Source organism: Cryobacterium sp. Hh7 (assembly GCF_004403155.1).
Classification (GTDB): domain Bacteria; phylum Actinomycetota; class Actinomycetes; order Actinomycetales; family Microbacteriaceae; genus Cryobacterium; species Cryobacterium levicorallinum.
The window spans coordinates 86,345-99,319 of sequence record NZ_SOHG01000016.1 but is presented as its reverse complement, the minus strand read 5'-3'; the positions used below and the strand labels follow the sequence as shown (position 1 = coordinate 99,319).

The window sequence follows — 12,975 nt, the reverse complement described above, 5'->3', positions numbered from 1 at the left end:
ACGGGGCGTACGATCGCGGTATGAAGCTCGTGTCTCGAAATTCTCTCCGCTGGCTCCCGGCGTTCGTCGTTCCGGCAGTCGTCGTCGCTGCCGTCATTGCTGTGCCGCTTCAGGCCGGTGCCACCGTCGATCTGCCGGACAAGACACCGGAGCAGGTTCTCCTTCTGGTGAACGACAGCACGGTGTCCGCTTTCTCGGGAACCGTTGAACAATCAGCGGACCTGGGCCTTCCGTCATTAGGCCTCAGCGCGGGCATGAGCGAATCCATGAAGGGAGCCCTGCCCGAAGGCAACGACAGCGTTATTCCTTTGGGAGTGACCACGGCCCTCGAATTGCTGAGCGGCTCGCACGAATTTCGAGTGTATGTCGGCGGCGAAAGCCAGTCCCGGGTGCAAATCAAAGACCGCATGGCCGAACGTGATGTTGTGCACAACGGCAGCGACATCTGGCTGTATGACTCCAGCACGAACGCGGCCACCCACCTAAGCCTTCCCGCTGACCTTGAAGCTACCGCCCAGGCGAAGTCCGCCGAACTGCAGTCACAGCTGCCCACCGACCTCGCGACGCCGGCACAGCTCGCCGAGCGCTTCCTCGGCGAGCTCGACCCGAGCACGACGGTCTCGGTCGGCACCGATGCCCGAGTCGCGGGGCGCAGCGTGTACGAGTTGGTCCTCACGCCAAAAACGACTGAAACGCTCGTCGCATCCGTTTCTATCGCCGTTGACTCCGAAACCGGGCTGCCGCTTCAGGTGACCGTGCTGGCCCTGGGGCAGAGCGCGCCGGCATTCCAGGTCGGCTTCACCGCCATCGACTTCGCGGCCCCGAACGCCGACCTGTTCGCCTTCACGCCTCCGGCCACGGCCACCGTGACGGAACAGGCCGTGCCGGCTCCGATGGAAGGCGCTACCGGCGACCAGCCGGGCGATCACAGCCCGGCAGCGGGCCAGGTTCCCGTCGTGACGGGTACCGGCTGGTCCACCATCGTCGAGGTGCCGGCAGCGGCCGTGCCGGCCGAGTTGAGCGCCAACCCCATGCTTGACCAGCTGACCACGGCCGTCGACGGTGGCCGTGCCGTGACCACCTCCCTCGTCACGGTGTTCCTGAGCAACGACGGGCGGGTGTTCGCCGGCGCGGTTCCGCTCGCCGCGCTGCAGGCCGCCGCGGAGTGACGACGGTGTCCGGGACCGGCATCCTGCGCACGGCACGATGACCGGCACCGTGACAGCCGCAAGCCCGGGTCACGGTCTGGCGATCGAGACCCGGGGGCTCACCAAAAAATTCGGCTCGCAAACGGCGGTGAAAGGCATCGACCTCATGGTGCCGCGCGGCTCGGTCTTCGGCTTTCTCGGGCCCAATGGATCGGGCAAAACGACGAGCATCCGCATGCTCCTCGGACTCACCCAGGCGACGAGCGGCACCATTAGCGTGCTCGGTCAGTCCATGCCCGCCCGACTGCGCGAGGTGCTGCCCCGCGTCGGCGCCCTCGTTGAAGGTCCGGCCTTTTACCCGTTTCTGTCCGGTGCGGCAAACCTGCGGCGCCTCGATACCGCTGATCGGTTCGCTCCACGCGGTACCCGTCGGGCCCGAGTTCAGGGTGCTCTCGAACGGGTCGGTCTCTCCCACGCTGCCGATAAGAAGGTGCACGCCTATTCACTGGGCATGAAACAAAGGCTCGGCATCGCCAACGCGCTCATCCTCCCACGCGAGCTGCTGGTGCTCGATGAGCCCACCAACGGCCTCGACCCGCAGGGCATGCGTGAAGTGCGCAGCCTCGTGCGCTCGCTGGCCGCCGAGGGCACGACCGTGTTCGTGTCCAGCCATCTGCTCGCCGAAGTCGAGCAGATGTGCACGCACGCCGCCGTGATGAGTGCGGGCAGCCTCGTTGCGCAGGGCACCCTGGCCCAGCTGCGGCAGGTGGGTGAATCACGGGTCCACCTGCGCACACCGGACGCCGCCGGCGCCCTCCGGGTGCTCACCCACCTCGGGCTCGGGCCAGCACACGCCACGAGCGATGCCGCCGACGCGGTCGTCGTTGCGCCGCTCGGGGACACCAACTGGCAGCCGGAGGCCATCGTGACGGCTCTCGTGGCCGGTGGCGTTCGCATCCGTGGTTTCGCCATCGTGGAACCCAGCCTGGAAGAACGTTTCGTCGCACTGACCGGGGAGGGTTTTGATGTCGTCCAGTGAAGTCCTGCCGCAGACGCCGGAGCGCGTTCTGTCAGCCCGCGCGGGAGGCTGGGATCTGCTCGGCTCGGAGATCTCCGTACTGTTTCGTCGTCGTCGTACCTGGGCCATGCTCATCGCGGTGGCGCTCATCCCGATTTTGCTCGCCGTGGCCGTGCGTCTGTCCTCGTCGACGCTGGACCCGGGGGAGGGGCCGCCGTTCCTCGACCGGGTCACCCAGAACGGCCTGTTCGTCGGCTTCACCGCCATGGTGGTCGCCATTCCCCTGTTTCTGCCACTAACCATCGGAGTCGTCGCCGGAGACACCATCGCGGGGGAGGCGGGCCTTGGCACCCTGCGCTACCTCCTGGTGGCCCCAGCCGGCCGCGTACGGCTGCTGTTGGTCAAATACGCCGGCGCTGCCCTGTTCTGCCTCGTCGCGACGCTGACGCTGACCGTGTCCGGCGCACTCATCGGTGCGGCACTGTTCCCGGTCGGGCCAGTGACGCTGCTCTCCGGCGACACCATCAGCGTGCCTGAATCGCTGTTGCGGTCGCTGCTGGTGGCCGCGTACGTCACGGTGTCGCTGCTCGGACTGTCCATGATCGGACTGTTCATCTCTACCCTCACCGATGTGCCCGTCGGAGCCATGGCGGCAACAATCGTGGTCTCGGTGATCGCGCAGATACTCGACGTCATCCCGCAGCTCGACTGGCTGCACCCGTGGCTGTTCAGTCACTACTGGCTCGGCTTCGCCGATCTGCTCCGGCAACCGCTCGACCTGGGTTCGTTTGGCCAGAACGCGATCGTGCAGTTTTGCTACGTGGCCGTTTTCGGGGCTTTGGCCTATAGCCGATTCGTGACCAGGGACATCCTGTCCTGACCGACTCCCGTCACTGCTATGAATCTTAACGAGACAAGGCCGGATCCAGGGGATCCGGCCTTGTGAACTGTCTCAACCAGTCCTCGTTGATTTCTTGAAAGAAATCTCCGTGTCCGAGATGGGAATTGAACCCACACGCCCTTAACGGGCACTGGCACCTCAAGCCAGCGCGTCTACCAATTCCGCCACCCGGACTGGGTGAAACGGCCTCCGGATGAACCGGCTGCCGAGGTAATAACTTAGCACGGTTTAGAACGCCCGTTGTGTCACTGCGCCCGTTGGCGACGGGTAGCGTGTGGTTATGGCTTCCTCCCCGAACACGATTCCGGCCGCAAGTTCCGCTGATTCAGCGGGTGCGTCACCCGGAACGGCCGCTGCGAAACTCGATCTGACCGCCGAAATCGCGCGCGATCTCATCCGTTTCGACACCACAAATTATGGTGAGGGTCGTTCAAACGGTGAAACGGATGCGGCCGAGTACGTTGCTGAGAAGCTGCGAGCCCTCGGCCTCGTGCCGGAACTGTTCGATTCCGAACCTGGCCGCACCAGCGTGGTGGCGCGGGTGCAGGGTCGCGATACCTCCCGACCGGCCCTGGTCGTGCATGGGCACCTCGACGTGGTGCCGGCCGACCCGGCAAACTGGAGTGTCGACCCCTTCGCCGGCGTCATCAAGGACGGCTTGCTCTGGGGGCGCGGCGCGGTCGACATGAAGAATATGGACGCCATGATTCTGGCCTCACTGCAGGACGTGATCGGCTCCGGCGGTGCGCCGGAGCGTGACCTCGTCATCGCCTTCTTCGCCGATGAAGAGGCCGGCGGTGTGCTCGGTTCCCATTTTCTGGTGAACGAACACCCGCACCTGTTCGACGGTGCGACCGAGGCGATCAGCGAGGTCGGCGGGTACTCCATCACCCTCGGCGGCAAACGCGCCTACTTGCTGCAAACCGGAGAGAAAGCCCTTATCTGGATCAAGTTGGTGGCCCGTGGCGAGGCCGGGCATGGCTCCCGCATGCATCCGAACAACGCGATCACCCGGCTCGCCGAGGCCGTGGCAAAACTGGGGCGTCACGAGTGGCCGATTCGGCTCACCGACACGACCGAACAGCTGCTCGGCGAGATCGCACGCATTCTCGACGTGGATCCGCAGCAGGTCGGCCCCGACGAGCTCGCCCTGGCGACCGGCACCGCCTCCGGCTTCATCCAGGCCAGCCTGCGCACTACCGCCAACCCGACCGGCCTCACCGCCGGATATAAGCACAATGTGATCCCGGACGCGGCCGAGGCGCTGATCGACATCCGCTCGCTGCCGGGGGAGGAAGACCTCGTGCTCGCTCAGATTCAGGACATCGTCGGTGCGGACATCGAAATCGTGACGATGCACCGCGATATCGGCCTCGAGACCGAGTTCAGCGGTCCGCTGATCGACGCCGTCGTGAGCACCCTGGAGCGCCACGATCCCCGAGCGCCGGTGCTGCCGTACCTGCTGTCCGCCGGAACGGACAACAAGGCACTGAGCACGCTCGGCATTAAGGGCTACGGGTTTGCCCCGCTGCGACTGCCGCCCGACCTCGATTTTCCGGCCATGTTCCACGGCGTGGATGAACGAGTGCCCCTCGACGCATTAGTGTTTGGCAGGCGGGTTTTGACCGACCTGCTCTCCAGCTACTAGCAAGCCCTGGATCCGACGCGGAGCGGGCATCCCTTGAATAATCTGAGAAAGCGAAGCGTGTGGACTTTCTGAATGCGATCATCCTGGGTCTGGTCCAGGGCCTGACTGAGTTCCTCCCGGTATCCTCGAGCGCGCACATCGCCATCGTCGGCCAGTTTCTGGGCACCGGCGAAGATCCCGGGGCACGCTTCACCGCCATCACCCAGATCGGCACCGAGGCGGCCGTGGTGATCTTTTTCTGGCGCGACATCGTGCGCATTATCGGCCAATGGGCCAGATCGCTCGGGGGCAGCGTTCCCCGCACAGATCCGGATGCCCGCATGGGCTGGCTCATCATTCTCGGGTCGCTGCCGATCATCATCCTCGGACTGCTGTTCCAGGACCAGATCGAGACCGTGCTGCGGTCGCTGTGGATCACCGCGACCATGCTCATCGTCTTCGGCATTCTGCTCGGAATCGCCGATCATGTCGGAGCCAAACGGCGCAGGCTGCAGGACATCACGGTCGGTCACGGCGTCATCTTCGGATTCGCCCAGGCCCTCGCCCTCATCCCTGGGGTGTCGCGCTCCGGCGGAACAATCACGGCCGGACTGTTTCTCGGCTATGAGCGCGCTGCCGCCGCCCGTTATGCATTCCTACTGGCCATTCCGGCGGTGCTCGGCAGCGGCTTCTTCCAGATCTACAAGTCCATTGCCGAGCCGTGTCTGGCCGGCGCAGCCAACTGCACGACCGAAATCTTCGGCCCGCTGGAAACCCTCGTGGCCACCGTCATCGCCTTCTTCGTGGCCCTCGCCGTGATCGCGTTCTTCATGAACTACATCTCCAAGCGCAGCTTCCTGCCGTTCGTGATCTACCGCATCGTGCTCGGCATCGTGCTGTTCGTGCTCCTCGGCACGAACGTCATCTCCGCCTAGCCCGCTCGCAAGGCGACCGCCCTTTGAAAGCTAGGCTGGTTGTATGCGTGCATGGGAACGACCCGAAATTGTCTCTGTCCCCGGGGAATCCAGTGCTCCCTGGCTCCACGACACCAAAACGGACAGCCTGGTGCTGGCACAGCCACGCGATGCGGCCCGTCTGTACGTCTGCGGCATCACGCCCTACGACGCGACGCACATTGGTCACGCCAACACCTACCTGGCCTTCGATACCCTGCAGCGGGTTTGGATCGACGCCGGTTTCCGGGTGCACTATGCCCAGAATGTGACGGATGTCGATGACCCGCTCCTGGAGCGGGCGACAGCCACCGGCGTGGACTGGCGCGACCTCGCCGCATCTCAGGTGGAGCTGTTCCGCACCGATATGCAAGCGCTCAGCATCATTCCACCGAACGATTTCGTCGCCGTGACCGAGGTCATCGACGAGATCGCTGAGGCGGTCGCCGCGCTTCGCGATGCCGGGCTGGCCTACCCCGTGCCGACCGACGATGCTGTGGCCGGTGCTGACGGGCAGATCGCCGCCGATCTTTACTTCGATATCGCAGCAGCGCAAGCGAACACGGGCTGGACGCTCGGCGAGGAGAGCAACCTCGACCTCGTGAGCATGCTCCGACTGTTCGCTGAGCGCGGGGGAGACCCTGACCGATTGGGCAAGCGCGACCGACTCGATCCGCTGCTCTGGCGGGCCTCCCGGGCCGGAGAACCGGCCTGGGAATCCCTCGTCGGTGCGGGGCGACCCGGCTGGCACATCGAGTGCTCGGTCATCGCCCTGAAAGAGCTCGGCACCGACTTCACCGTGCAGGGCGGCGGATCCGACCTCATCTTCCCGCACCACGACATGAGCGCCGGACACGCGGAAGGGCTGTCCGGGCATCCGCTCGCCGGCGTCTACAGCCATACCGGCATGGTCGCCTACCGGGGGGAGAAGATGAGCAAGTCGCTCGGAAACCTCGTGCTGGTGTCGCGCCTGCGGGCCAGGGGCATCGATCCCCGGGCCATTCGTCTTGCCCTGCTCAACCGCCACTATCGCACCGACTGGGAGTGGACGTCCTCCCTGCTCGACGAAGGGGTGGAGCGTTTGGCCCGCTGGTCGACGGCCTTCGGTGCCGGTGCCACGTTCGGCGCCGGTGCCTCCGGTTCAGCGACAGCAATCGTGCAGTCGCTTCGTCTGGCTCTCCGACACGATCTGGACACGCCGGAGGCGCTGCGCATTCTCGACCACGCTGCAGCCGACACCGTTGACGCCCCTGAACTCGTCCATCGCGCCGTCCATGCCCTGCTCGGCGTGGAGCTCTAGAACCTACTGCCGCGGGCCCTCTGGCCGGCTGCCCGGCCCGTCGGGTCGACCGTCAGCTCGTCCATCGCGTCCGTCAGTGCCGCGTTTACGCAGGTATTTCTCGAACTCCTGCGCGATGGCTTCGCCGCTCGCTTCGGGGGAGTCGACGGTATCGCGGGCCTGCTCAAGCTGGGCGATGTAGGCGGCCATCTCTTCATCCTCACCGGCCAGCACATCGATCCCGGTTTCCCATTCGGCCGCCTCGGTGACGAGCGCACCACGGGGGATCACGACGTCGATCACTTCTTCCAGCTTGTCGATCAAGGCCAGCATCGCCTTGGGGGACGGCGCATTGTGCACGTAGTGGGGAACGGATGCCCAAATCGACAGCGTCGGAATGCCCGCCGTCTCGGCGGCGTCCGACAGCACGCTGAGAATGCCGACGGGCCCCTCGTAGTTGCTTCGTTCGATCTGCAATTCGCCGCGTACCTTCGAGTTGTCGCTCGACACGAAGATGGAAATGGGTCGGGTATGCGGAACGTCGGCGAGCATCGCTCCCAGAAACACCACACCGCTGACATCGGCGGCGAGGGCAGCGTCGAGAATCTCCGCCGCAAAACTCTTCCAACTTCGTGACGGTTCGGTACCGATGAGCAGGTAGATGTTGCCGGCATTCGTACCACTGACCCGCAACTCGGCGTCCTCGGCCAGCGGAACGCTGACCGGGCCGGCGGCCGTCGGTCCGTACATGATCGCGCTCGGCCACCCGATGGCACGCACGCCGTCTTCATTGGTCGACACGGTCGGTCGGTTGAACTGGTAGTCAAAGTACAGTTCCGGATCGACCTCGGTAATGACCTCGACGTCGAGGAGGTCCTTGAGTGCACGTACTGCCCCGGTCGCAGCTTCGCCGGCATCATTCCAGCCCTCGAAAGCAACGACGAGAAGCCGCCCGCCCAGAAACCCAATACCGTCAGTCACCGTGTATGTCCTCAATTCTTTCGGCCTCCCGGTGGAGCGCCTCAGTCAAGGATAGGCGGTGGCCCTAGACTTGAACCCCGTGAATGTTTCTCCTGTGCCGCCCTCCGCGCCCGTTTCCCTTCCCGCCGCCGTCCTCTGGGACATGGACGGGACCATCGTCGACACCGAACCGTACTGGATGCGTGCGGAAACGGAGCTGGTCGCTGAATTCGGCGGCGTCTGGACGCATGATGATGGCATGCTGCTGGTCGGCTCCGGACTGTGGAACTCTGCGGCGATTCTGCAGTCCCGCGGGGTGGATCTCACGCCAGACGCCATTGTCGCTCGCCTCACCGACCGGGTGCAGCAGCAGCTGGCCGAGCATGGTATTCCTTGGCGCCCCGGTTCTCGTGAACTCCTGCAGGAGTTGAAGGCGGCGGGAGTGCCCACTGCGCTCGTCACTATGTCGGTCGAGCGCATGGCTCGGCAGATCATCGACCTGATCGATTTTCCCGCGTTCGACCTGGTTATCGCCGGCGATATGGTCGCCAACAGCAAGCCGCACCCTGACCCCTACCTCGTGGCCGCCGAACGGCTCGGCGTCGATCCGCGCCGGTGCATCGCCATTGAGGATTCCGTTCCCGGCGTCGCCTCGGCTGTGGCCGCCGGTACCATCACCATCGCTGTGCCCCACCAGATCGACCTGCCGGAAAGCGACGACTACACCCGCTGGTCGACGCTGGTCGGTCGCACGATTGATGATCTGGCAGCGCTCTATCGTTTCTCCACCGCTGAACTTTCCGAACCCGTTCATCTTCTCGCCCCCACCCGGGCTGCCCAACACGAAAGCGCACCACTCGCATGAGCAACAACCAGGTAATCCAAAACAGTGGACTCTTTCGCGTCGGCGACCGCGTGCAACTCACCGGACCGAAGGGACGAATGAACACCATTTCGCTCCAGGCTGGCCTGACCTTTCACACGCATCGCGGAATTCTCGCGCACGACGACATCATCGGGCAGCCCGACGGATCGGTCGTCACCAACAACGTCGGGGTCGAGCATCTTGCGCTGCGCCCCCTGCTGGTGGACTTCGTGATGAGCATGCCGCGCGGCGCGGCCATCATCTATCCCAAGGATGCTGCCCAGATTTTGGCCCAGGCCGATATCTTTCCCGGTGCCACTGTCGTCGAAGCCGGGGTCGGTTCGGGAGCGCTCTCGCTCTGGCTGCTGCGGGCGATCGGTCCGGCCGGTCGGCTCACTTCCTTCGAACGGCGGGAAGAATTCGCCGACGTCGCCCGGGACAATATCGCCACGTTCCTCGGCAACGATCCGGAGAACTGGACCATCACGCTCGGTGACCTCGCCGAAACCCTGCCGGAGACCCTGCCGGCGCAGAGCGTTGACCGGGTCGTCCTGGACATGCTGGCACCGTGGGAGTGCCTTGGCTCGGTTTCCGACGCCCTCAAGCCCGGCGGGGTCCTGCTCTGCTATGTTGCCACGGTGACGCAGCTGTCTCGCGTGGCCGAGGCCATTCGTGGTACCGGGTTGTACACCAACCCGGACTCCAGCGAGACCATGATTCGTGGCTGGCACGTCGAGGGACTCGCCGTTCGCCCAGACCATCGCATGATCGGGCACACCGGCTTTCTCATCACCGCCAGACGGCTCGCTCCCGACACGATTCTGCCCGAACTGAAACGGCGACCGTCGAAGACCGACTTCAGTGACGCCGACGTCGAGGCGTGGACGCCCGGGGCGCTTGGTGAGCGCAATGTCAGTGCCAAGGTCATGCGCAAACGCGTGCGGATCGCCGGGACCAGCGCAGACCTCTCCAAAGCTCGAGACCTCGACGCCGGTTAGGATAGGGCCCGGCCCGTTTCGGTTGTACTACGTGCGAGGCCTCGGCCGCGCCACCCGGTCACAGATCGACCCCACAGCATCCAGCGCAGCGCCCAGTGCTGCAGCAACCCCGTATCGAAAGAAGGACTTGTGCGCAAAGCATCCGCGCTGATCGCCACCGCCGGACTCGTGATGGCGGCATTGACCGCCTGTGCCAGCCCCGGCACGGTCCAGGCCTCCTGTGACGCACCGGTCTCCGCGGGTGCCGCCTCCGAGCTGGTGAAAGTTTCCGGCGACTTTGGTTCGGCACCGGAGGTCACTTTTCCGACGCCCCTCAAGTCCGCGTCCACCCAGCGCACCGAGGTGATTGCGGGTTCGGGGGACAACATCGTTCCCGGACAGAAGATCACCGCAGAGTTCAACCTCTACAACGGTACGACCGGTGCTGCGATCCAGCAGAGTGCTTTCGACGGCTCAACGGCCGTCCCGATCATCCTCAACGAGAGCACCCTTCCTGGATTCGTCGACGGTCTGCTCTGCGCCCAGGTCGGGGCCCGTGTCGCGATCGTCATCGCACCCGAGGACGCCTTCGGACCAGCCGGCGGCAACGAACAGTTCCAGGTCGCGGCGACGGACTCCCTCGTGCTCGTGGTCGACATCGTGAAGGCCTTCCTGCCTCGCGCCGACGGTGCAGACCAGGTGGTCGCCAACGGTCTTCCCGCGGTCGTCCTGGACGCCGACGGCACGCCCGGCATCGTGGTGCCGTCCGGCGATGCGCCTACTGAACTTGAAATCGGGGTCCTCAAGAAGGGCACCGGGGCCAAGGTCCTGGAAGATTCGACGGTCACCTTGAACTACACCGGAGTGCTCTGGAAAGAGAAGACGGTCTTTGATTCCAGCTGGGCGAACGGCAGCCCGGTCGAGTTCGTTCCCACTGAGCTCATCCCCGGCATGGCAGCGGCTCTCACCGGGCAAACCGTCGGGTCGCAGATCGTCGCCGTCATTCCGCCCACACAGGCCTACGGTAAGACCGCGTCGGGCGCAGTTCCGGCCGATTCCACGCTCATCTTCGTCTTCGACATCCTCGGCATCAACTAAACGGCGGGAGTGACCTCGTGCCTTCCCCGGTCGACACAGACGAACGCGGCGACGCGCCCAAACCGCGCCCGGTCACCGCTCCGGAACGTCTGTTCAGCCTGGTCCTGGCGCTCGTAGCGACGGACACCGGGCTGACCAAGGCGGATATCCTCGCCAACGTTCAGGGCTATCGGCAGCGATTCCTGATCGCTGGACCCAATGGTAGTTTGGAGCGCCAATTTGAGCGCGACAAGGACGACATTCGGGAACTGGGCATTCCCCTCGAGACGATCGAGACGCCGGACGATCCGGGCAGCAACCATCACTTGCGCTATCGCATACCGAAAGGGCTGTACGACCTCCCGGCCGATGTGACCTTCACTCCCGACGAAGTGTCGCTGCTCAAACTGGCCGGCACGGTCTGGCGTGAAGGATCGCTGTCCGGTGAATCCCGTCGCGCCCTGATCAAGTTGAATTCGCTCGGCGTCGACTCGAGCGAACCTGTGCTCGGCTACGCACCGTTGCTGCGCACGCGGGACCATAGCTTTGACCCGCTCAGCAAAGCGCTGGATCGCACCGAGGTAGTGGCCTTTCTCTACCTCAAACCGGGCAAGAGGAAACCGCTTCGTCGCGTGGTCGTCCCCCGGGCGCTCGTGCAGCATGAGGGGCGCTGGCACCTCTACGCGACCGATGAAGTCGCTCATGCTCCGCGCACCTTCCTCCTTTCGCGCATCGTGGGACCGGTCAAGGTCGTACCGGCGGCGTTCCCGTCCCCGGTCACCGATGCTGCCAACGACGCGTCCGCCGGCACTGCCGCCGACAGTGCCCGCGCCCTGGCTGAATTGGAAGAACTGTGGGCGAGCAACGTCGCGCACGTCCTGGTGCAGCCGGGCACCGACGCGGCAGTGCGCCTCGGCGCGCGTCAGTCGGGAATCCCGGCAACTGACCCGGCGTCCAGCCCGGAGCGCGTCGTGCATTTCACCGATTTGCACGTTCTAGCCGACGAATTGGCCGCCTTCGGGCCGGAAGTATTCGTCGTTGGTCCTCCCGCACTCCGCACGGCCGTGACCAGCCGATTGCTCGCTGTTCGCGATGCTCATTCGCCCGACCTGCCGGTCGGGGCAGCCGGAGCGGCGCCGCGCCGCCGCCTGACGCAACCCAAAACGCAACCGGCCACGACGGCCGCGCAGTCGCGAATCGCCAGCGACCAGCTCACTCTCCTGCTCTCGCTGGTTCCGTACCTGATCGAGCAGGGTCGGGTGACCGTCACGGAGGTCGCCGAGCATTTCGACCTGCCCCCTGAGCGTGTGCGCTCCCTGGTCAGTCTCATCGCCTTATCCGGAATTCCCGGAGAAACCCGTCAGTATTTGCACGGCGATCTCTTCGACATCCTTTGGGATGAATTCGAGCTGAACGACCGCATCGTCCTCACCCATCAGGTCGCCATCGACGATTCGCCCAGGTTCTCGGCCCGGGAGGCTGCAGCGCTCATCGCCGGCCTGCAATATCTCTCGGCCCTACCCGACAACGCTGATACGGATGCGATTGCATCGCTGATGGCCAAATTGACCCGCGGGGCGTCTGCTCCGCCGACCCAACTCGCCGTCGCGCGGCGCGGTGGCGGGGCGACACGTGCGCTCCTCCAGGCAGCTCTCACGTCGGGGATGCAGGTAGAGTTCGACTACCTAAACGCCCGCGGTGCTCAGGAACACCGTCTCGTCGATCCGCTGCGCATCGAATCTGTTGACAACGACTGGTACCTGCGCGGCTGGTGCCATCTCCGCGAAGCGGTACGCACCTTCCGTCTCGATCGCATCAGCGACCCGCGCACGACCAGCAGAGCACGCAGCACGCACGCCGCGGATATTCTGTTGCCCGATACCCTGTTCCAGGCCTCAAGCGGCGACCTGGACGTGCGACTCGAACTCGAAACCGCGGCATTGCCGTTGCTCGCCGACTATCGCCCCGAACGGTCGGTTCCGGTCGGTACGGGGGGTCGTACGCGCACCACCCTGCGGGTCGCCCACTCCCACGCCCTCAAACGACTGGTCGCGGGATTGGCCGGGATCGTCACTGTTCTCGAACCGGCCGAATCACGCAGTGTCGTCGCCGAGTGGGCGGCGGCCGGCGTTGCGCAGTACACCGATGCCCCGGCCAGCGAGGACTAGCG

11 protein-coding genes and 1 tRNA gene are annotated in these 12,975 nt (G+C 65.0%); 10 read left to right on the top strand and 2 right to left on the bottom strand.

What is annotated here, in order from left to right:
- The first annotated feature begins 20 nt into the window (after window positions 1-20).
- The 3 genes from E3T43_RS05480 to E3T43_RS05470 are packed head-to-tail and all read left to right on the top strand — an operon-like array spanning window position 21 to window position 3,046.
- On the top strand, window positions 21-1,169 hold the full coding sequence (locus E3T43_RS05480; RefSeq protein WP_134471641.1) for a DUF2092 domain-containing protein: 1,149 nt from the start codon (window positions 21-23) through the stop codon (window positions 1,167-1,169).
- 37 nt (window positions 1,170-1,206) lie between these two features.
- Window positions 1,207-2,187 carry an ATP-binding cassette domain-containing protein gene (locus tag E3T43_RS05475; RefSeq protein WP_134471640.1) on the top strand — a complete coding sequence of 327 codons (981 nt, stop codon included), beginning with the start codon at window positions 1,207-1,209 and terminating at the stop codon, window positions 2,185-2,187.
- The gene (locus E3T43_RS05470; protein ID WP_134471639.1) at window positions 2,174-3,046 is read left to right on the top strand and encodes an ABC transporter permease; all 873 of its coding nucleotides are present in this window, start codon (window positions 2,174-2,176) and stop codon (window positions 3,044-3,046) included. The genes E3T43_RS05475 and E3T43_RS05470 overlap by 14 nt, the downstream gene beginning before the upstream one ends.
- 110 nt (window positions 3,047-3,156) lie before the next feature.
- On the opposite strand, the gene E3T43_RS05465 is transcribed toward E3T43_RS05470, so the two are convergent.
- Window positions 3,157-3,241: transfer RNA gene (locus E3T43_RS05465), tRNA-Leu, on the bottom strand.
- A gap of 106 nt (window positions 3,242-3,347) precedes the next feature.
- Between E3T43_RS05465 and E3T43_RS05460 the strand changes: the two genes are divergently transcribed.
- From E3T43_RS05460 to mshC, 3 genes are read left to right on the top strand one after another with little or no spacing between them, the layout of a single operon-like run.
- Window positions 3,348-4,715, top strand: coding sequence for a M20/M25/M40 family metallo-hydrolase (locus tag E3T43_RS05460; RefSeq protein WP_134471638.1), 1,368 nt, complete (start codon window positions 3,348-3,350; stop codon window positions 4,713-4,715).
- Between the two features lie 59 nt (window positions 4,716-4,774).
- Window positions 4,775-5,629 (top strand): undecaprenyl-diphosphate phosphatase, encoded by an 855-nt coding sequence (locus E3T43_RS05455; protein WP_134471637.1) that lies wholly within the window; start codon window positions 4,775-4,777, stop codon window positions 5,627-5,629.
- A 43-nt stretch (window positions 5,630-5,672) separates the two neighbouring features.
- Entirely contained in the window at window positions 5,673-6,947 is a 1,275-nt protein-coding gene (mshC, locus tag E3T43_RS05450; protein WP_134471636.1) for a cysteine--1-D-myo-inosityl 2-amino-2-deoxy-alpha-D-glucopyranoside ligase, read from the top strand.
- A gap of 3 nt (window positions 6,948-6,950) precedes the next feature.
- Here the strand turns inward: mshC and E3T43_RS05445 are convergent, their stop codons facing one another.
- Entirely contained in the window at window positions 6,951-7,907 is a 957-nt protein-coding gene (locus E3T43_RS05445; RefSeq protein ID WP_092448597.1) for a proteasome assembly chaperone family protein, read from the bottom strand.
- Between the two features lie 79 nt (window positions 7,908-7,986).
- On the opposite strand from E3T43_RS05445, the gene E3T43_RS05440 reads away from it, so the two are divergent.
- From E3T43_RS05440 to E3T43_RS19165, 4 genes are all read left to right on the top strand, one after another.
- Complete coding sequence (locus E3T43_RS05440; protein ID WP_255454173.1) at window positions 7,987-8,751, top strand: HAD family phosphatase; 765 nt, start codon at window positions 7,987-7,989, stop codon at window positions 8,749-8,751.
- On the top strand, window positions 8,748-9,749 hold the full coding sequence (locus E3T43_RS05435) for a tRNA (adenine-N1)-methyltransferase (RefSeq protein ID WP_134471635.1): 1,002 nt from the start codon (window positions 8,748-8,750) through the stop codon (window positions 9,747-9,749). Before E3T43_RS05440 ends, E3T43_RS05435 begins: the two co-directional genes overlap by 4 nt.
- Before the next feature lie 129 nt (window positions 9,750-9,878).
- The gene (locus E3T43_RS05430) at window positions 9,879-10,826 is read left to right on the top strand and encodes an FKBP-type peptidyl-prolyl cis-trans isomerase (RefSeq protein ID WP_134471634.1); all 948 of its coding nucleotides are present in this window, start codon (window positions 9,879-9,881) and stop codon (window positions 10,824-10,826) included.
- A 17-nt stretch (window positions 10,827-10,843) separates the two neighbouring features.
- Complete coding sequence (locus E3T43_RS19165; RefSeq protein ID WP_241978835.1) at window positions 10,844-12,973, top strand: YafY family protein; 2,130 nt, start codon at window positions 10,844-10,846, stop codon at window positions 12,971-12,973.
- Window positions 12,974-12,975: the final 2 nt, after the last annotated feature.

Coding starts and splice junctions, on each gene's coding strand:
- mshC (WP_134471636.1), top strand. CDS start 5,673: ATGCGTGCATGGGAACGACCCGAAATTGTCTCTGTCCCCGGGGAATCC.
- E3T43_RS05435 (WP_134471635.1), top strand. CDS start 8,748: ATGAGCAACAACCAGGTAATCCAAAACAGTGGACTCTTTCGCGTCGGC.
- E3T43_RS05460 (WP_134471638.1), top strand. CDS start 3,348: ATGGCTTCCTCCCCGAACACGATTCCGGCCGCAAGTTCCGCTGATTCA.
- E3T43_RS05480 (WP_134471641.1), top strand. CDS start 21: ATGAAGCTCGTGTCTCGAAATTCTCTCCGCTGGCTCCCGGCGTTCGTC.
- E3T43_RS05470 (WP_134471639.1), top strand. CDS start 2,174: ATGTCGTCCAGTGAAGTCCTGCCGCAGACGCCGGAGCGCGTTCTGTCA.
- E3T43_RS05475 (WP_134471640.1), top strand. CDS start 1,207: ATGACCGGCACCGTGACAGCCGCAAGCCCGGGTCACGGTCTGGCGATC.